The following is an 18627-nucleotide window of genomic DNA, read 5'->3' on the forward strand; positions in this document are numbered from 1 at the left end:
AAAAAATAGGGTGAAAAAACCTTTATTTGTTATGCAAAAAAAATAGAAGATAGGATAGAGAATCACTTTGATGATCTCAATCCTATCTCCTATTCAAATAGTTAGATTACTAACTTAATGACATTGGAACCTAGAGAGGTTCCTTTTTTTTAAAATTTTATACTCTTCGAAAATCAAATTCAAACCACGTCAGCTTCACCTTGCCGTATATATGTTACTGACTTCGTCAGTTCTATCTACAACCTCAAAGCAATACTTTGAGCAACCTGCGGCTAGCTTCCTAGTTTGCTCTTTGATTTTCATTGAGTATTAGTTACTTGCCCCAGATGTAGCATCCGCGTCTCCATGACCTCCATCACCGTGACCTCCGGCATCAGATGCGCCTGAAGTAGCATCTGCGTCACCGTGGCCTCCAGCAGGAGCAAATGGTCCGCTGCCTCCTACCAAGCGTTGACCTGTTTCTTTCAAGTACCAGTCAAGCCATGGTTGGAAGTTAAAGACAATTTCATTGATACCAGCATATGAACCGTCAGGATAGTACATTGCTTGGTAGTTGTGAGTGTTGATAACACCAGCAGGTGAGCCAGGAACGATTGTACGTACGTATTCTTGGTTACCATTGCGAAGTGTTCCGATAACCCACTCAACGTTTTTCATACGTGCAGGTGGAAGTGATCCATGAACTGTTGACATACGGCTACCAGATTGAGATGGTACACGTTTTGCAAACATTGTATCAGGATCTTGGTGAGCGTTGTTGTAGTAGAGGAATTGGTTGTTATCGTCAGCGTATGTCAATTCAAAAGGCATAGCTTTCAAGAACATATCAATTTGGTTAACAGTCAAGATACCATGGTCAAGTTTAACATATGTATCACCTGAAACAGCACCTGTGATTTCTGCGACTTTTTCTACCCAGTTTGGATCGTCAGGATCAACTTCTGTAATAGTTGTAGCGATTGGTTTTCCACAATCCAAGTCTTCTGGTTCAATTGGTTTTGGTTTTTTCAATTTAGAAACGACTCCTACGTATTTGACAAAGTTATCTAAGCAAGTTTCAAGGAATTTAACAGTTCCTTCGTTGATAATATTTCCGTTAGCATCAAAAGCTTCTTTAGCTTTTCCAAGAAGGAATTCATTACCTGGAAGAGTATAGGCATTTACACCTGGAGCGTCAAGAATCTTACGAAGGTGAACTTGCGCACGAGAAGTTCCTTGGTCGTAGTAAGAAGCACCCACGATCATCACTGGTTTGTTTTCGAATGGATGTACTTCATATGAAAGCCATTCAAGAACTGACTTGAGTGAAGCAGAAATTGTATGGTTGTGCTCAGGAGTAGCAATAATCACACCATCAGCACGAGTAATTTTATTGTAAAGAAGGCGTAATTGGAAGCTTTCGTCCCATTTTTCGTCTTGGTTAAACATTGGAACTTCATCGATTTCAAGAACTTCTAATTCAAATTTCAGTTTGAAGTTACGACGGATGAATTCCAAGAGTTTGCGGTTATATGATTGGTCGTAGTTTGATCCAACAAGTCCAACAAATTTCATTCTTTCGATCTCCTATCTTACAAATTTTCCCAGTCAAATTCTTCTGCATCTTTACGAAGAAGTTCTTGAGCATTACGCAATTTTTCAGTAATCTTGACAAAGATACGGAAGTCATCAAAGATGGCATCCAATTTCTTGATGACATCAAGATCTACCAAGTCACCATTCTTATCGAAGGCTTGAAGAGAATGAGAGAGCAAGAACTCATCTGGGAGAACATTTGCTTTAATTTCTGGTGCATTCAAGATTTGACGGAGTTGCAATTGAGCACGTGATGAACCGAGTGTACCGTATGAAGCACCTGTGATCATCACTGGTTTGTTAAGAAGTGGAAATACTCCATAAGAAATCCAAGCAAGAGCGCTCATAAGAACAGCAGGAATTGAGTGATCGTATTCAGGAGTACCGATAATGACACCATCAGCTGCTTCAATTTTTGCAACAATTTCTAAGGCTTCTGCAGGAATAAGTTTATCTGCAGGTTTGTTGAAGACTGGTAGGTCTTTAATTTCTACCAATTCGATTTCTGCTTTATCAGCAAAGTGTTTTTGCATATATTGAAGCAGTTGGCGGTTTGTGGAACGTTTAGAGTTAGTTCCTACAATAGCAATAAGTTTTAGCATGAGCTTTCCTTTCTCTTTTTGCATTATTTATTATTTATCTTTGGATACCGGATGAACAAGCGATATGTCCATCTTTATCAATAAGGATGGCTTCGATTCTATCGATATTTTCGATTTGCCACATGATAGAAGCGCTACGTTCACCAAACAATCGTGTGGTCCATATCTCACCATCAACTGAGCGGTCAGATATGATCGTTAAACTAGCCAAATCCGTCTCAATAGGATAGCCGGTTTCACTATCGAAAATGTGATGATAATCCTTTCCATCGATTTCAAGATGCCGTTCATAAATTCCAGAAGTAACAACGGATTTTCCAGTAATAGATAAGGTCATCAGGTGATTACCACGTGGATGATTAGGGTCTTGAATACCAATTTGCCAAGGTTGTCCATTTCTGGCTTGGTTATTACCAATGGTAAGGATATTTCCCCCAAGATTGATAAGAGCAGAAGTGACACCATTTTCTTTTAAGAAAGTAGCAACCTTATCTGCGCTATAGCCCTTTGCTAAACAACCTAAATCAATTTTCATTCCTTTCTTTTCTAAGAAAACAGTAGAAGAAATTGAATCAAGTTTGATAAAACTGGGATCTATCAATGGTAAAACCGAAGAAATTTCTTCAGGACTAGCAACTTTTGCATCGGAAAAACCAATACGCCAGGTTTGTACCAAGGGACCAATGCTGATATTGAGATGACTTCCAGGAGCTAGACTGTGTTCTAATCCTAAAGAAATCAGTTCAAACAAATCAGGGTGGACCTTAACTGGGGCAATTCCTGCCTGATAGTTAATTTCCATCAATTCCGATTCGGTGCTATTCGCATTGAATCGAAATTCAAGTTCCTTGAGCAAATCAAAAGCTTGACGGAGAAGATTGTCCGCTTGTTCATGTACCAAGGAAATAGTAATCGTAGTTCCCATTAACCGTTCAGATAATGAACTGAGAGGCAAAAAATCAACTCCCTTCAAATCAATTGGAAATAGTTGTAAATCCAGATATGAAAGCAATCTGAAGATTTAAATTTCATTTCCATATAAATAGAATATCATAAAGTCAGCGTTTTCACAAATTATTTTTTACAAAAAGTCAAGAAATATGCTTGGATAAATAAAAAATGTGCAGAAAACTTTGAAAAAGTTGAAAATAAATTAATATATATTTCGAAAAAATTTCAAAAAAACAGCAAACTAGTCAAAAAGCTTGTAAACGCTCACAGATAATGATATACTAGAAAGGTAAATAAAAAATTAAAGGTAGGAATTATCTTATGAGTAAAATCGTAGTCGTGGGTGCTAACCACGCTGGAACTGCTTGTATCAACACTATGTTGGACAATTTTGGAAGTGAAAATGAAATCGTTGTCTTTGACCAAAACTCAAACATTTCATTCCTAGGATGTGGAATGGCTCTTTGGATTGGTGAGCAAATCGATGGTCCAGAAGGTCTCTTCTACTCAGATAAAGAAAAATTGGAAGCAAAAGGTGCTAAAGTTTATATGAACTCACCAGTTCTTTCAATTGACTATGATAACAAAGTTGTAACTGCTGAAGTTGATGGAAAAGAACACAAAGAATCATACGAAAAATTGATCTTTGCTACAGGTTCTACACCAATCTTGCCACCAATCGAAGGTGTTGAAATTGTTAAGGGTAACCGCGAATTCAAAGCAACTCTTGAAAATGTACAATTCGTTAAATTGTACCAAAACGCAGAAGAAGTTATCAACAAACTTGCTGACAAGAGCAAACATCTTGAGCGTATCGCTGTTGTCGGTGGTGGATACATCGGTGTTGAGCTTGCTGAAGCATTCGAACGTCTTGGAAAAGAAGTTGTCCTTGTTGATATCGTAGACACAGTCTTGAACGGTTACTACGACAAAGACTTCACGCAATTAATGGCTAAGAACTTGGAAGACCACAACATCCGCTTGGCACTTGGACAAACTGTTAAAGCTATCGAAGGCGACGGTAAAGTTGAACGCTTGATCACTGACAAAGAAACATTCGATGTTGACATGGTTGTTCTTGCAGTTGGTTTCCGTCCTAATACAGCTCTTGCTGATGGCAAGATTGAACTTTTCCGCAACGGTGCCTTCCTTGTAGACAAGAAACAAGAAACATCACTTCCAGGAGTATTCGCTGTGGGTGACTGTGCGACTGTTTATGACAACGCTCGTAAAGACACTAGTTACATCGCTCTTGCATCAAATGCTGTACGTACTGGTATCGTAGGTGCTTACAATGCTTGTGGACATGAACTTGAAGGAATCGGTGTTCAAGGATCAAACGGTATCTCTATCTATGGTCTTCACATGGTTTCAACTGGTTTGACTCTTGAAAAAGCTAAAGCTGCAGGCTACAATGCTGTTGAAACAGGCTTCAACGATCTTCAAAAACCAGAATTTATGAAACATGACAACTATGAAGTAGCCATCAAGATTGTCTTTGATAAAGATAGCCGTGAAATCCTTGGTGCTCAAATGGTATCTCGTGATTCAGCAATCAGCATGGGAATTCACATGTTCTCATTGGCTATCCAAGAACATGTTACTATTGAAAAATTGGCATTGACAGACCTATTCTTCTTGCCACACTTCAACAAACCATACAACTACATCACAATGGCTGCACTTACAGCTGAAAAATAATGACTTGTAAAACGGAAGATTTGCTTCTTCCGTTTTTATCATCAAAAAAATAGTAACTTCAAATTTGAAGTTACTATTTTTGTTATCTATGTATTAGGAAGTTTCTTCTTTTACAAAGGTGAAGCCTTCTCCAAGAATTTCGTGAGCTTCAGTGATGGTAATAAAGGCCTTAGGATCAATCGTATGAATCAATTCTTTCATCTTAATCATTTCATTTCTTGCTACGATACAGTAGATAATTTTTAAATCTTTTTGACTGTAGTAACCTTGTCCAGATATGAAGGTGACACCTCGACCTAATTCTTCATTGATTTTATCTGCCACTTCCATAGGCTTTTGAGTGATAATCATAAAACCTTTTCCAGCATATCCGCCTTCACCAATCAAGTCAATAACTCTAGAGACGATGAAGTCAAATAGAAGTGTATAAGTAACGAGACGAAGGTCTTGGAAGATTATTAAAATGAGCATTAAGATGAGAAAGTCTAGTGCAAAGAGTAATTTCCCCACGGAGATATTGGTGTACTTATTAAGAATTCGAGCGACGATATCTGTTCCACCAGTGGTACCACCAGCATTGAAGATAATACCTAGACCAAGTCCTAAAAGAACACCCGCAACTAAAGCAACGATGACAAGATCTCCCTCAAGATTAAAGCTGAGAGGAATCTTGTCAAAGATTGCTAACCAAATGGATAAGGAAATAGTACCAAGCAGGCTACTGTATAGGGTCTTTGCACCAAATATTTTCCAGGCTAGAATGAATAATGGGATATTAATGATGAGGTTCATCACGGAGATAGGGATGTTAAAGAGATAATAGGTAATCAAGGTGATTCCCGTTGCTCCACCTTCGAATAAGTGGTGGGGAACAACAAAATACGTGAGTCCGAAGGCATAAATGGCAGCTCCGAATATAATGGTTAAAATAGATTTGATATGCCGTAGCATTGAACGCACCTCCCATTTTAATTTGAGTCTATAGCAGTAACAGCCCACCAGTATACAAGACTTTATTTGATTTTCATGGACTGAATTTTTTCAGGGTCGGGTGTAACACGGAGGGTCTTTTGCCCAGTATAGGTGACAAAACCAGGTTTCCCACCAGTTGGTTTGTTGAGTTTTTTAACTTCAATCATATCAACCTGAACGAGGTTAGAGAGACGTCCCTTAGAGAAGTAGGCTGCAAGTTCTGCTGCGTCTGTTTTAACCTCATCAGTAGGATTGAGATTGCCTGAGATAACAACATGACTTCCAGGGATATCCTTAGCGTGGAACCAGAGTTCTTCTTTACGGGCCATTTTAAAGGTCAATTCCTCGTTTTGTAGGTTATTGCGCCCCACATAGATGATCGTTTTTCCATCACTAGCTAGATACTGCTCTGGTTTCTGTCGTTTCTGGATTTTTTCCCTTTGTCTTCGACGGATAAATCCTGTTTGGATCAATTCTTCACGAATTTCAGCAATCTCATCGAGTCCGGCTTGATTGAGTACTGTTTCGACACTTTCTAGATAGAGGATGGTTGCCTTGGTTTCTTCAATCAGGTCAGTCAAGTATTTAACAGCTTCTTTTAATTTCTGATAGCGTTTGAAGTAGCGTTGAGCATTTTGGTTTGGCGTTAATGCCTTATCAAGTGCAATCGTGATAGGCTGGTTGGTGTAGTAGTTTTCCAAAATGACCTGATCTTGGTCATTAGGAACTTGATGAAGGAAGGTTGTCAGCAACTCACCTTTTTGTCTAAATTCCTCTGCATTTTCAGTAGCTTGAAGTTCTTTTTCTTGTTTCTTCAGTTTTTGACGATTCTTTTGTAGTTCATTTTCAACTCGACGTATGAGTTCGCTAGCCTGTTGTTTCACACGGTCACGTTCGGCTTTATACTTATAATAGATATCAAGTAATTGTGAAAGACTGTCAAAATTCTCCGCTGTTTTACTAGAAAAAGGCACACAAGAAAAGGATTTATCTGTTAGGCAAGGTTTGGTTTCTTGTCCAAAGAAGTTCCGGAAAGTGGCTAGTTTATCATTAAGCAGTTGTCTTTCTAACTCAGTTGCTGTATCTCTTCCCAAACCTTGAAAGAGGTTTTGAAGGTTTTTAGCAGTTAACTCTTGGGTTTGTAGAATCTCAAAGAGTTTTTCGTCCTTGACCATAAAAGGATTGAGAGCTTCTGTACTTGGAGGAGCGATATAAGTAGCACCTGGTAATAAGGTACGGTAGCTATTTTGAGAGAAACCGATATGCTTGATAACTTCAAGAATTTTGTGACTAGACTTATCTACAAGGAGAATATTGCTATGTTTGCCCATAATCTCGATAATAAGCGTGGCCTGGATATGGTCCCCAATCTCGTTTTTATTGGAAACCGTGATTTCCACGATACGATCGTTTTCAATTTGCTCGATTGACTCAATAACTGCTCCTTGAAGATACTTTCTCAATACCATAATAAAAGTAGATGGCTGAGCAGGGTTTTCAAAGGTGGACTCTGTTAACTGGATGCGTCCAAAAACTGGATGGGCAGACAGGAGCAAACGATGACTTTTACGATTGCTACGGATTTGCAGGACCAATTCTTGGTCAAAGGGTTGATTTATCTTTTGGATGCGACCATTTAGTAGTTCAGTTCGCAATTCCTCAACCATGTGGTGTAAAAAAAATCCATCAAATGACATGGTTCTCTCCTCGTGAATGTATTCCATAGTATTATATCAAAAAGGTAGAATAAAATCATAGAAATGTGATATAATAAAGCCAAGTAAAGAGAATCGAGAAACACATGTATATTGAAATGGTAGATGAAACTGGACAAGTTTCAAAAGAAATTTTAGAACAAACACAGGAAATTTTAGAATTTGCTGCAAAAAAAATTGGAAAAGAAGACAAGGAAATGGCGGTCACATTTGTGACCAACGAACGAAGCCATGAACTCAATCTAGAGTTTCGTGATACCGATCGTCCAACAGATGTCATCAGTCTTGAATATAAGCCGGAGTTAGAGATTGCCTTTGATAAGGAAGATCTGGAAAATGATCCTGACTTGGCAGATATGATGTCAGAATTTGATGCTTATATCGGTGAGCTTTTCATTTCCATTGATAAGGCACATGAGCAAGCTGAGGAGTACGGTCATAGTTTTGAACGTGAAATGGGCTTCTTGGCAGTGCACGGCTTTTTACACATTAACGGCTATGATCACTACACTCCCGAGGAAGAAGCGGAGATGTTCGGTTTACAAGAAGAAATTTTGACAGCCTATGGACTCACAAGACAATAAACGAAAATGGAAAAATCGTGACCTAATCTCCAGTTTAGAATTTGCCATTACAGGGATTTTTACTGCGATTAAGGAAGAACGTAACATGAGAAAGCATGCAGTGACGGCTCTAATAGTTGTCCTTGCAGGTTTTGTTTTTCAGGTGTCACGAATCGAATGGTTATTTCTACTTTTGAGCATTTTCATGGTAGTAGCTTTTGAGATTATTAATTCAGCTATTGAAAATGTAGTAGATTTGGCTAGTCACTATCACTTTTCTATGTTGGCAAAAAAAGCTAAGGACATGGCGGCTGGTGCCGTACTTGTGGTTTCTCTTTTTGCCGCTTTGACAGGTGCACTCATCTTTCTCCCACGAATTTGGGATTTATTATTTTAAACAGTAAGAGGAAATTATGACATTTAAATCAGGCTTTGTAGCCATTTTAGGACGTCCAAATGTAGGGAAGTCAACGTTTTTGAATCATGTTATGGGGCAAAAAATTGCTATCATGAGTGATAAGGCACAAACAACGCGCAATAAAATCATGGGGATTTACACCACTGATAAGGAGCAAATCGTCTTTATCGATACTCCAGGGATTCATAAACCCAAGACGGCTCTTGGAGATTTTATGGTGGAATCTGCCTATAGCACTCTTCGTGAAGTAGATACCGTTTTGTTTATGGTGCCTGCGGATGAGGTGCGGGGTAAGGGTGATGATATGATCATCGAACGCCTTAAGGCTGCTAAGGTTCCTGTAATTTTGGTCGTCAATAAGATTGACAAAGTTCATCCAGATCAGCTTTTGGCTCAAATCGATGATTTCCGTAGTCAGATGGACTTTAAGGAAATTGTTCCTATTTCAGCCCTTCAGGGAAATAACGTTTCTCGTCTAATCGATATTCTGAGTGAAAATTTGGAAGAAGGATTCCAATATTTCCCAGCGGACCAAATTACCGATCACCCAGAACGTTTCTTGGTTTCTGAGATGATTCGTGAAAAGGTTTTACACTTAACTCGTGAAGAAATTCCGCATTCTGTTGCAGTAGTAGTGGATTCTATGAAGCGAGATGAAGAGACAGACAAGGTTCACATTCGAGCAACCATTATGGTTGAACGTGACAGCCAAAAAGGGATTGTCATCGGTAAAGGTGGTGCCATGCTCAAGAAAATTGGGACTATGGCCCGTCGTGATATCGAGCTCATGCTAGGAGACAAGGTCTTCCTAGAAACTTGGGTCAAGGTCAAGAAAAACTGGCGCGATAAGAAGCTAGATTTGGCTGACTTTGGCTATAACGAAAAAGAATATTAAGAAGAGGTGGGCAATAGCCTGCTTCTTGTTTTTAGAGAGTGAGGAGTTATGCCTGAATTACCTGAAGTCGAAACGGTTCGACGAGGTCTTGAAAAACTGATTCTAGGGAAGAAGATTGCTAGTCTTGATATTCGTTATCCTAAGATGATTAAGACAGATTTGGATCAGTTTCAGAAAGAATTACCTGGTCAAGAAATTCAATCGACGGGGCGCCGTGGCAAGTATTTACTTTTCTACCTGACAGACAAGGTCTTGATTTCTCATCTAAGGATGGAAGGCAAGTATTTTTATTATCCAACCAATGTTCCTGAACGTAAGCATGCTCATATTTTCATCCAGTTTGAAGACGGTGGCACTTTAGTTTATGAGGATGTACGTAAGTTTGGCACTATGGAATTGCTTGCTCCTGAACTCTTAGATGCTTACTTTGTATCTAAAAAGCTTGGACCAGAACCTACTGAACAGGATTTTGACTTAGAGATTTTTATAGGTGCCTTGAAGAAATCTAAAAAACCTATCAAATCGCATCTTCTCGACCAGACTTTGGTTGCTGGATTGGGAAATATCTATGTGGATGAAGTTCTCTGGAGAGCGAAAGTTCATCCTTCTAGAACTTCTAAAAGTTTAAGCGCCCAAGAGGCTAGAAAAGTCCATGATCAAACCATTGAAGTTTTGGGGCAGGCTGTTGAGAAAGGCGGTTCAACCATTCGCACCTATACCAATGCATTTGGTGAAGATGGGACCATGCAAGATTTTCATCAGGTCTATGATAAAGCTGGACAAGCTTGTTCACGTTGTGGATCCATTATCGAAAAAATTCAACTCGGTGGTCGTGGAACCCATTTTTGCCCAAAATGTCAAAGGAGAAAGTGATGGGAAAAATTATTGGAATCACTGGTGGTATTGCATCTGGGAAGTCCACCGTCACAAATTTTCTAAGACAAAAAGGGTTTGAAGTGGTAGATGCGGATGCTCTTGTTCACCAACTTCAAAAACCTGGTGGACGACTTTTTCAGATTTTAGTAGAGCATTTCGGTGAAAAAGTCCTTCTAGAAGATGGGGAATTGAATCGACCATTACTTGCCAGTCTGATCTTTTCTAACTCTGATGAGAGAGAATGGTCTAAACAGACTCAAGGACAAATCATCCGTGAAGAATTGGGCTCTTTGAGAGACAAGTTATCTCAGACAGAGGACATATTTTTCATGGATATTCCATTGCTTTTTGAACAGGACTATGCTTCATGGTTCGATGAAACTTGGCTAGTTTATGTAAGGCGAGATACCCAGCTGGATCGCTTAATGAACCGTGATCAGTTATCCCAAGAGTCAGCTGAAACTCGTTTAGCTTCACAGTGGCCTTTAGAAAAAAAGAAGAAATTTGCTACTTATATATTAGACAATAATGGTAGTCGAGAGCAGCTTTTGAGTCAAGTAGTGACCTTACTTGAAGGAGGCAATGTCCATGCAAGAGATTAGTTGGAAGGATAATCTTCGTATTGCTTGGTTTGGTTGTTTTTTAACAGGAGCCAGCATTTCTCTTGTTGTTCCTTTCATGCCTATTTTTGTCGAACAGTTAGGAATTGAAGGAGATCAAGTTGCCTTTTATTCAGGTTTAGCTATATCAGTCTCAGCCATTTCTGCAGCCTTTGTATCACCAATTTGGGGAATATTAGCAGACAAGTATGGTCGAAAACCCATGATGATTCGTGCAGGGCTAGCCATGACTATTACTATGGGAGGTCTGGCATTTGTTCCAAATGTTTTCTGGCTCTTGTTCTTACGCTTTCTTAATGGTGTTTTTACAGGATTTGTACCCAATGCGACAGCTTTAATTGCAAGTCAAGTCCCCAAAGATAGGTCGGGATACGCTCTAGGGACTTTATCAACTGGTGTTGTCGCTGGAACTTTGACTGGTCCCTTTGTCGGTGGTTTCATTGCCGAAATTTTTGGAATTCGAAATGTCTTTTTATTGGTTGGTGGTTTCCTGTTCTTTGCAGCTATCTTAACCATTCTTTTTATCAAAGAAAACTTTCAACCAGTGCCAAAAGAAAAAGCACTCCCTACAAGAGAGCTCTTTACTTCTGTTAAATATCCTTTTCTCCTGATAAATTTATTTCTAACTAGCTTTGTGATTCAATTTGCTGCCCAATCTATCGGTCCCATCCTTGCCCTGTATGTACGAGACCTTGGACAGAAAGAGAATCTTCTTTTTGTCTCTGGTTTGATTGTATCCAGCATGGGATTTTCAAGTATGATGAGTGCAGGTATCATGGGGAAACTAGGTGATAAAGTGGGCAATCATCGACTCCTTGTCCTAGCTCAGGTATATTCAGTTTGTATTTATCTACTATGTGCAAATGCGACTAGCCCATTCCAATTAGGCTTCTATCGTTTTCTATTTGGTCTGGGAACAGGAGCTCTAATACCTGGTGTCAATGCTCTCCTAAGCAAAATGACTCCTAAAGTTGGCATTTCAAGGGTATTTGCCTTTAATCAAGTATTCTTTTATCTAGGAGGAGTGATAGGTCCCTTAGCAGGATCAGCAGTAGCGGGACAATTTGGCTATCACTCAGTATTTTATGCAACAGCTCTTTGTGTAGCTCTCAGTTGTTTATTTAATCTTATCCAATTTAGAACATTATTAAAAGTGAAGGAAATCTAGTGCGAGTAAAAATCAATCTCAAATGCTCCTCTTGTGGCAGCATCAATTATCTAACCAGTAAGAACTCCAAAACCCATCCAGACAAGATTGAAGTCTTAAAGTATTGTCCTAAAGAAAGAAAAGTGACTCTACATCTTGAATCTAAGTAGAAATTATGGTAGAATAATAGAGATTTTAAGGAGTTTGATATGTATAACCTATTATTAACCATTTTATTAGTATTATCTGTTGTGATTGTGATTGCAATTTTTATGCAACCAACTAAAAACCAATCTAGCAATGTATTTGATGCCAGTGCAGGTGATTTGTTTGAACGTAGTAAAGCGCGCGGTTTTGAAGCTGTGATGCAACGTTTGACAGGAATTTTAGTCTTTTTCTGGCTAGCCATTGCCTTAGCATTGACGGTATTATCAAGTAGATAAGAAAATAATGGGCAGGACTAGGTCTTTGCCTATTTTTATTTTTAAAAGAAATAAGGTTTTACACCAAAAAGAAAATATTATAAATCTAGAAAGTAAACATGAAAGATAAAATAAAAGAATATTTACAAGAGAAGGGGAGTGTCACAGTTAATGACTTGGCCAGTGCTCTCGGGAAGGATGGTTCAAAGGACTTCCGTGAGTTAATCAAAACTCTTTCCTTGATGGAACGTAAGCACCAGATTCGCTTTGAAGAAGATGGTAGTTTAACCCTAGAACAGAAGAAAAAACATGAGATTACCCTAAAAGGAATTTTCCATGCCCATAAAAATGGGTTCGGTTTTGTAAGTCTTGAAGGCGAAGAAGACGATCTTTTTGTTGGAAAAAGTGATGTTAACTATGCCATTGATGGAGATACTGTTGAAGTTGTCATCAAGAAAGTTGCTGACCGTAACAAAGGAACTGCTGCAGAAGCAAAGATTATCGACATCCTAGAGCACAGTCTCACGACAGTTGTCGGGCAAATTATTCTTGATGAAGAGAAACCAAAGTATGCGGGTTATATCCGTTCTAAAAATCAAAAGATTAGTCAACCGATTTATGTGAAAAAGCCATCTCTCAAACTAGAAGGGACAGAAGTACTCAAGGTCTTTATTGACAAGTACCCAAGTAAGAAACACGACTTCTTTGTGGCGAGTGTCCTAGATGTTGTGGGACATTCAACAGATGCAGGAATTGACATTCTTGAGGTCTTGGAATCAATGGACATTGTCTCAGAATTTCCAGAGGCTGTTATTAAAGAAGCGGAAAGTGTACCTGATGCTCCATCCCAAAAGGACATGGAGGGACGTCTGGACCTGAGAGATGAAATTACATTTACCATAGATGGAGCAGATGCTAAGGACTTGGACGACGCAGTTCACATCAAGCCATTGAAGAATGGAAATTTTGAACTTGGAGTTCATATCGCTGATGTCTCTTACTATGTGACTGAGGGTTCTGCCCTTGATAAGGAAGCCCTTAATCGTGCGACCTCTGTCTATGTGACAGATCGTGTAGTTCCAATGCTACCAGAACGCCTTTCAAATGGTATTTGTTCCCTCAATCCTCAAGTAGATCGTTTGACCCAATCAGCTATCATGGAAATTGATAAAAATGGTCGGGTTCGTAATTATACTATTACGCAGACAGTTATCAAGACAAGTTTCCGTATGACCTATAGTGATGTGAATGATATCCTAGCAGGTGATGAGGAGAAGAGACAAGAGTATAAGAAAATTGTTCCTAGTATCGAGTTAATGGCCAAGCTTCATGAAATTCTTGAAGGTATGCGGATTAAGCGTGGGGCTCTCAATTTTGATACCAATGAAGCTAAAATCTTGGTTGACAAGCAAGGGAAACCAGTAGATATTGTTCTTCGTCATCGTGGGACTGCAGAACGTATGATTGAGTCCTTTATGCTGATTGCAAATGAAACAGTTGCTGAGCATTTCAGCAAGCTTGATTTACCTTTCATCTATCGTATCCATGAGGAACCTAAAGCTGAAAAAGTTCAGAAGTTTATTGATTACGCCTCTAGTTTTGGCTTGAGAATCTATGGAACTGCGAGTGAGATTAGTCAGGAAGCTCTTCAAGACATCATGAGTGCTGTTGAAGGTGAGCCTTATGCGGATGTTCTCTCTATGATGCTTCTCCGTTCTATGCAACAGGCTCGTTATTCTGAGCATAATCATGGTCACTATGGCCTAGCAGCGGAATATTATACCCACTTTACCAGTCCGATTCGCCGTTATCCGGACCTCTTGGTTCACCGAATGATTCGTGACTATGGACGTTCCAAGGAAATAGCAGAACATTTTGAACAGGTCATTCCAGAGATTGCGACCCAGTCTTCAAATCGTGAGCGCAGAGCTATTGAGGCAGAGCGTGAAGTTGAAGCCATGAAAAAAGCTGAATACATGGAAGAGTTTGTGGGTGAAGAGTATGATGCAGTAGTATCAAGTATCGTCAAATTTGGTCTTTTTGTTGAATTGCCAAATACAGTCGAAGGCTTGATTCACATTACTAATTTACCTGAGTTCTATCATTTTAACGAACGTGATTTGACTCTTCGTGGGGAGAAATCAGGGACAACCTTCCGTGTGGGACAACAGATACGCATTCGTGTCGAAAGAGCCGATAAGATGACTGGCGAGATTGATTTTTCTTTTATTCCAAGCGAATTTGATGTCATTGAGAAGGGGTTGAAACAGTCTGGTCGTAGTAAGGATAGAGGTCGTCGTTCAGATAAGAAAGAAGACAAGAGAAAAGCTGGTCGCTCAAGTGATAAGCGCAAGCATTCTCCTAAAGACAAGAAGAAAAAGAGCAAGAAACCTTTTTATAAGGAAGTAGCAAAGAAAGGAGCTAAGCATGGCAAAGGGCGAGGGAAAGGTCGTCGCACAAAATAAGAAAGCAAGCCACGATTATACAATTGTTGATACCATTGAAGCAGGAATGGTCCTCACTGGTACAGAAATCAAGAGTGTACGAGCAGCCCGCATCAATCTGAAAGATGGGTTTGCCCAAGTGAAAAATGGGGAAGTTTGGTTGAGCAATGTTCATATTGCACCCTATGAGGAAGGCAATATCTGGAATCAGGAACCAGAACGTCGTCGTAAACTTCTCCTTCATAAAAAACAAATCCAGAAATTGGAGCAAGAAACCAAAGGGACAGGGATGACTCTGGTTCCACTTAAAGTCTACATCAAAGACGGCTATGCCAAGCTTCTTTTAGGACTTGCTAAAGGAAAACATGACTACGATAAACGTGAGTCAATCAAACGTCGTGAGCAAGATCGCGATATCGCGCGTGTTATGAAAGCAGTTAACCATCGATAGAAAGAGTGAAGAATATGGAAAAACTAGTTGCCTATAAACGCATGCCTGTCTGGAATAAAGACACCATGCCTGAAGCTGTTCAAAGAAAACACAATACCAAGGTCGGAACCTGGGGCAAGATTACCGTATTAAAAGGGGCTCTTAAGTTTATTGAATTGACTGAGGAGGGGGAAGTTATAGCTGAGCACCTCTTTGAAGCGGGTGCTGATAATCCGATGGCGCAACCTCAAGCATGGCACCGTGTAGAAGCTGTCACAGAAGATGTGGAATGGTACTTGGAATTTTATTGTAAACCAGAAGATTATTTCCCCAAGAAATACAATACCAATCCAGTTCATTCTGAGGTTTTAGAAGCTATGCAGACGGTGAAGCCATGTAAGGCACTAGACCTAGGATGTGGTCAAGGAAGAAACGCACTTTTTCTAGCTCAACATGGATTTGATGTCACAGCAGTGGACCAAAATGAGCTATCCCTTGAAATTTTGCAAAGTATCGTAGAGCAAGAAGATTTAGAAATGCCTGTAGGTCTCTACGATATTAATTCAGCTAGCATTGGACAAACTTACGATTTTATCGTATCAACGGTTGTGCTCATGTTTTTACAAGCAGATCGTATTCCTGCTATAGTTCAAAATATGCAGGAACAAACCTCTATCGGTGGCTACAATCTTATCGTTTGTGCCATGGACACGGAGGATTATCCTTGCTCAGTGAACTTCCCATTCACCTTTAAAGAAGGGGAATTGGCAAATTACTACCAGGACTGGGAATTGATCAAGTACAATGAAAATCCAGGTCATTTACATCGTCGTGACGAAAATGGCAATCGTATACAACTACGCTTTGCGACCATGTTGGCAAGAAAAGTAAAATAAAAATCTTAAAACGAATAGCTATCCATTTCTATTCGTTTTTTTATATAAAGACTTGAGGGCCAATCAACTGAATTATGCTATACTAGATGTGTAGACGATGCTAAAGACAATTTCTTAACCCGTATTTCTATGAAGTTTATAATAAGAAATTTTAAATTTTCCATACAACTAGCAAATTTTTAATAGGGAGGTAGCGCCATGCCTAGTCTTTTAGTCGAACTTTTTGATCATCACACTATCGAGAAAAATGTTTATCAGACTTTTATTTGTGATTGTGATGAGGTTTTATTTCTCTCCCTGAAAAAAATTACAGAAGAAGAAAGGTTGTCCTTGAAACATTTTTTGCTGAATCAAGTTTCCCATGTAAAGCAAGTGCATTTTCGGCAAATAAGTCTAGATAAGATTACGAATGATTTGAATCTTTTCTTGACTAACTATGATTCAGTGACCTTAGATGTTTTTGGAGGAGATTCGATATTAGCTATTTTTCTGTATCAGTATGGTTTGGAAAAGCAATTACCGATTATTGCAATAGATATTGAGAAAGGAAAACAATTTAAATGGAAAATGGGTAAAGTGGAGAAGGAAGAGTTAGTGATTCCTAACCTAACCATTGAACAGTTGATGGCCTTACGGGGTGGTAAACTCATCAAATCGAAACAACCTAAATACAGTCCGAAACAAATTACTACCATCAAAAAACTAGCAAACTATGCAATTTTAAACCCAGAAGAATGGTATCAGATCACTCAATTCTTTGCATTAGCAAAAACAGCTGATTTTCACGCTGAAACAGCAAAAGTTTTGGAAAGTAACGGTAAAAAGTACCTTTATCCAGAATCTATAATTCCTCTACTAACAGAAGCTAACTTGATTCATATTGAAGAGGAAAGTTCCGATCATATTAGTTACACTTTTTCTAGCCCCGAGGCACAATTACTCTGTCGCACAAAAGGTCATATTTTAGAATTATATCTCTATCTTTTAGCGATAGAGTCAGAGTATTTTGATGAATGTATGATAGGGGCTGAAATTGACTGGAATGGTATTTTCCCTGAGGTCGATAATGTACAAAATGAAATTGATGTTGTCCTCCGTAAAGGTCAATCCATTATTTTTATATCTTGTAAAATGACAGACTTGTCTGTAGAAGCTATTAATGAACTAGAGGTATATGCCAATCATTTTGCTGGTGAAACTTGTTTGAAATTAATTGTTTGCTCTGGCAAAATCAATCCCGTATATAATCATCGTTGTCAAGAGTATGGTGTGCTGGTGATTAAACAAGATCAAATTTCAAATCTGATTCCCATGTTACAAAAACATATCAAGAAGCATAAAATATGAGCTGGGTTAAAGGATTATCCTCAAAATATAATAGGAAGGCTGGTTTTCTCAGCCTTTTTCTTATCCTTTTCGAATAAAGTAGAAAAGGAGGTTTTATGTTTTTTGCTAGAGATGAAAATGGGCACCTAGTCAATGCCTTGGAGGATGAACTAGTCAAACAAGATTATTATTGTCCAGCTTGTGGAACAAGTGTCCGCATGAGAAAAGGAAAAAATGTGAGAAGGCATTTTGCGCATGAAAGTCTCAAAAAATGTGATTTTTTCCATGAAAATGAAGGACCAGAGCATCTGGAAAACAAGAAAAGACTGTTTTATTGGGCTAAGGAGAATGATGCGGTTGAGATGGAATATCCCATACCTGAACTGAAGCAAATCGCAGATATCTTTATCAACAAGCAACTAGCTCTAGAAATTCAGTGTAGTCCCATTTCTTGTGAACTTTTACGGGAGAGAAGCAATGGTTATCGAAGTTTGGGAATTCAAGTTCTTTGGCTACTAGGAGAAAAGCTCTGGCTAAAAGAGCGGCTAACTCAACTTCAGAGAGATTTTCTTTACTTTAGTAATAACATGGGCTTTCATATTTGGGAGTTAGACCATAAAAAACAAGTTTTGAGACTTAAGTACCTCCTTCACCAAGATTTGAAAGGGAAACTCCATTATCAAATCAAGGAATTTTCTTATGACAAAGGAAATCTTCTAGAAATATTACGGACTCCTTATCAGCAACAAAATCTTATCACTTTTTCGGTTGAACAAGATAAGAACATTTGTCGTTACATTCAAAAACAACTCTACTATCAAAATCCCTATTGGATGAAGCAACAAGCCAAGGCCTACTTGAGAGGGGAGAACCTTTTGAATCTGAAGAATCAGGACTGGTATCCTCAAGTAAGGCCGATAGAACATGATTCTTTTTGTCAAATTAAACAGGATATTAGTGATTATTATCGCAACTTTCGAATTTATTATCAAAAAAATCCTCAAACAGAGTTACAAAAGCTCTATCCACCTGCCTTTTATCAGCAATATTTCTTAAAAAATATGGTAAAATAGA

General features: G+C 38.8%; 19 protein-coding genes. 14 read left to right on the plus strand and 5 right to left on the minus strand.

Annotated elements, in window-relative coordinates:
- Nucleotides 1-309: 309 nt before the first annotated feature.
- Genes PCY08_RS07480 through PCY08_RS07490 form a run of 3 tightly spaced genes read right to left on the minus strand, consistent with a single transcriptional unit; the run spans nt 310 to nt 3132 of the window.
- Nucleotides 310-1554, minus strand: a complete 1245-nt coding sequence (locus PCY08_RS07480) for an NAD(P)H-dependent oxidoreductase (RefSeq protein ID WP_223140874.1) — start codon at nt 1552-1554, stop codon at nt 310-312.
- A gap of 17 nt (nt 1555-1571) precedes the next feature.
- A complete protein-coding gene (locus PCY08_RS07485; RefSeq protein WP_000915942.1) occupies nt 1572-2177 on the minus strand; it encodes an NADPH-dependent FMN reductase in 606 nt (201 codons plus the stop codon).
- Nucleotides 2178-2211: 34 nt separating this feature from the next.
- Nucleotides 2212-3132 carry an FAD:protein FMN transferase gene (locus PCY08_RS07490; RefSeq protein ID WP_301559945.1) on the minus strand — a complete coding sequence of 307 codons (921 nt, stop codon included), beginning with the start codon at nt 3130-3132 and terminating at the stop codon, nt 2212-2214.
- 317 nt (nt 3133-3449) lie between these two features.
- On the opposite strand from PCY08_RS07490, the gene nox reads away from it, so the two are divergent.
- Nucleotides 3450-4829, plus strand: coding sequence for a H2O-forming NADH oxidase (gene nox, locus PCY08_RS07495; protein ID WP_049525814.1), 1380 nt, complete (start codon nt 3450-3452; stop codon nt 4827-4829).
- A 93-nt stretch (nt 4830-4922) separates the two neighbouring features.
- Here the strand turns inward: nox and PCY08_RS07500 are convergent, their stop codons facing one another.
- Together PCY08_RS07500 and PCY08_RS07505 are read right to left on the minus strand one after the other, a co-directional pair.
- Entirely contained in the window at nt 4923-5780 is an 858-nt protein-coding gene (locus PCY08_RS07500; RefSeq protein WP_301559946.1) for a YitT family protein, read from the minus strand.
- A gap of 62 nt (nt 5781-5842) precedes the next feature.
- Entirely contained in the window at nt 5843-7498 is a 1656-nt protein-coding gene (locus PCY08_RS07505) for an NFACT family protein (RefSeq protein WP_301559947.1), read from the minus strand.
- Between the two features lie 104 nt (nt 7499-7602).
- Between PCY08_RS07505 and ybeY the strand changes: the two genes are divergently transcribed.
- The 13 genes from ybeY to PCY08_RS07570 all read left to right on the plus strand — a co-directional run bounded on the left by ybeY (nt 7603) and on the right by PCY08_RS07570 (nt 18626).
- Nucleotides 7603-8100 (plus strand): rRNA maturation RNase YbeY, encoded by a 498-nt coding sequence (ybeY, locus tag PCY08_RS07510; RefSeq protein WP_075229443.1) that lies wholly within the window; start codon nt 7603-7605, stop codon nt 8098-8100.
- On the plus strand, nt 8081-8476 hold the full coding sequence (locus PCY08_RS07515; RefSeq protein WP_000378151.1) for a diacylglycerol kinase family protein: 396 nt from the start codon (nt 8081-8083) through the stop codon (nt 8474-8476). The genes ybeY and PCY08_RS07515 overlap by 20 nt, the downstream gene beginning before the upstream one ends.
- A 16-nt stretch (nt 8477-8492) precedes the next feature.
- Nucleotides 8493-9392 carry a GTPase Era gene (gene era, locus PCY08_RS07520; RefSeq protein ID WP_301559948.1) on the plus strand — a complete coding sequence of 300 codons (900 nt, stop codon included), beginning with the start codon at nt 8493-8495 and terminating at the stop codon, nt 9390-9392.
- Nucleotides 9393-9440: 48 nt separating this feature from the next.
- A complete protein-coding gene (gene mutM, locus PCY08_RS07525) occupies nt 9441-10265 on the plus strand; it encodes a DNA-formamidopyrimidine glycosylase (protein WP_301559949.1) in 825 nt (274 codons plus the stop codon).
- On the plus strand, nt 10265-10870 hold the full coding sequence (coaE, locus tag PCY08_RS07530; protein ID WP_301559950.1) for a dephospho-CoA kinase: 606 nt from the start codon (nt 10265-10267) through the stop codon (nt 10868-10870). The genes mutM and coaE overlap by 1 nt, the downstream gene beginning before the upstream one ends.
- Nucleotides 10857-12056, plus strand: a complete 1200-nt coding sequence (locus PCY08_RS07535) for a multidrug efflux MFS transporter (RefSeq protein ID WP_301559951.1) — start codon at nt 10857-10859, stop codon at nt 12054-12056. The genes coaE and PCY08_RS07535 overlap by 14 nt, the downstream gene beginning before the upstream one ends.
- A complete protein-coding gene (gene rpmG, locus PCY08_RS07540) occupies nt 12056-12205 on the plus strand; it encodes a 50S ribosomal protein L33 (RefSeq protein WP_001809104.1) in 150 nt (49 codons plus the stop codon). The genes PCY08_RS07535 and rpmG overlap by 1 nt, the downstream gene beginning before the upstream one ends.
- A gap of 39 nt (nt 12206-12244) precedes the next feature.
- Nucleotides 12245-12478 (plus strand): preprotein translocase subunit SecG, encoded by a 234-nt coding sequence (gene secG, locus PCY08_RS07545; RefSeq protein ID WP_000282514.1) that lies wholly within the window; start codon nt 12245-12247, stop codon nt 12476-12478.
- A gap of 98 nt (nt 12479-12576) precedes the next feature.
- Nucleotides 12577-14922, plus strand: a complete 2346-nt coding sequence (rnr, locus tag PCY08_RS07550) for a ribonuclease R (RefSeq protein WP_301559952.1) — start codon at nt 12577-12579, stop codon at nt 14920-14922.
- Nucleotides 14885-15352 (plus strand): SsrA-binding protein SmpB, encoded by a 468-nt coding sequence (gene smpB, locus PCY08_RS07555; RefSeq protein ID WP_153224728.1) that lies wholly within the window; start codon nt 14885-14887, stop codon nt 15350-15352. Before rnr ends, smpB begins: the two co-directional genes overlap by 38 nt.
- Before the next feature lie 14 nt (nt 15353-15366).
- On the plus strand, nt 15367-16227 hold the full coding sequence (gene tehB / locus PCY08_RS07560) for an SAM-dependent methyltransferase TehB (RefSeq protein WP_301559953.1): 861 nt from the start codon (nt 15367-15369) through the stop codon (nt 16225-16227).
- A 198-nt stretch (nt 16228-16425) separates the two neighbouring features.
- A complete protein-coding gene (locus PCY08_RS07565; protein WP_301559954.1) occupies nt 16426-17574 on the plus strand; it encodes a hypothetical protein in 1149 nt (382 codons plus the stop codon).
- A 95-nt stretch (nt 17575-17669) separates the two neighbouring features.
- Complete coding sequence (locus tag PCY08_RS07570; protein ID WP_301559955.1) at nt 17670-18626, plus strand: competence protein CoiA; 957 nt, start codon at nt 17670-17672, stop codon at nt 18624-18626.
- Nucleotide 18627: the final 1 nt, after the last annotated feature.

The sequence above is a fragment of the Streptococcus sp. SO4 genome, assembly GCF_030440055.1.
GTDB classification, from domain to species: domain Bacteria; phylum Bacillota; class Bacilli; order Lactobacillales; family Streptococcaceae; genus Streptococcus; species Streptococcus nidrosiense.

Excerpts from the sequence above, each read along its gene's own strand:
- ybeY (WP_075229443.1), top strand. The coding sequence starts at position 7,603 with ATGTATATTGAAATGGTAGATGAAACTGGACAAGTTTCAAAAGAAATT.
- PCY08_RS07480 (WP_223140874.1), bottom strand. The coding sequence starts at position 1,554 with ATGAAATTTGTTGGACTTGTTGGATCAAACTACGACCAATCATATAAC.
- nox (WP_049525814.1), top strand. The coding sequence starts at position 3,450 with ATGAGTAAAATCGTAGTCGTGGGTGCTAACCACGCTGGAACTGCTTGT.
- PCY08_RS07570 (WP_301559955.1), top strand. The coding sequence starts at position 17,670 with ATGTTTTTTGCTAGAGATGAAAATGGGCACCTAGTCAATGCCTTGGAG.
- coaE (WP_301559950.1), top strand. The coding sequence starts at position 10,265 with ATGGGAAAAATTATTGGAATCACTGGTGGTATTGCATCTGGGAAGTCC.
- PCY08_RS07565 (WP_301559954.1), top strand. The coding sequence starts at position 16,426 with ATGCCTAGTCTTTTAGTCGAACTTTTTGATCATCACACTATCGAGAAA.
- PCY08_RS07485 (WP_000915942.1), bottom strand. The coding sequence starts at position 2,177 with ATGCTAAAACTTATTGCTATTGTAGGAACTAACTCTAAACGTTCCACA.
- mutM (WP_301559949.1), top strand. The coding sequence starts at position 9,441 with ATGCCTGAATTACCTGAAGTCGAAACGGTTCGACGAGGTCTTGAAAAA.
- tehB (WP_301559953.1), top strand. The coding sequence starts at position 15,367 with ATGGAAAAACTAGTTGCCTATAAACGCATGCCTGTCTGGAATAAAGAC.
- smpB (WP_153224728.1), top strand. The coding sequence starts at position 14,885 with ATGGCAAAGGGCGAGGGAAAGGTCGTCGCACAAAATAAGAAAGCAAGC.
- PCY08_RS07505 (WP_301559947.1), bottom strand. The coding sequence starts at position 7,498 with ATGTCATTTGATGGATTTTTTTTACACCACATGGTTGAGGAATTGCGA.
- rnr (WP_301559952.1), top strand. The coding sequence starts at position 12,577 with ATGAAAGATAAAATAAAAGAATATTTACAAGAGAAGGGGAGTGTCACA.
- PCY08_RS07515 (WP_000378151.1), top strand. The coding sequence starts at position 8,081 with ATGGACTCACAAGACAATAAACGAAAATGGAAAAATCGTGACCTAATC.
- PCY08_RS07500 (WP_301559946.1), bottom strand. The coding sequence starts at position 5,780 with ATGCTACGGCATATCAAATCTATTTTAACCATTATATTCGGAGCTGCC.
- PCY08_RS07535 (WP_301559951.1), top strand. The coding sequence starts at position 10,857 with ATGCAAGAGATTAGTTGGAAGGATAATCTTCGTATTGCTTGGTTTGGT.
- secG (WP_000282514.1), top strand. The coding sequence starts at position 12,245 with ATGTATAACCTATTATTAACCATTTTATTAGTATTATCTGTTGTGATT.
- era (WP_301559948.1), top strand. The coding sequence starts at position 8,493 with ATGACATTTAAATCAGGCTTTGTAGCCATTTTAGGACGTCCAAATGTA.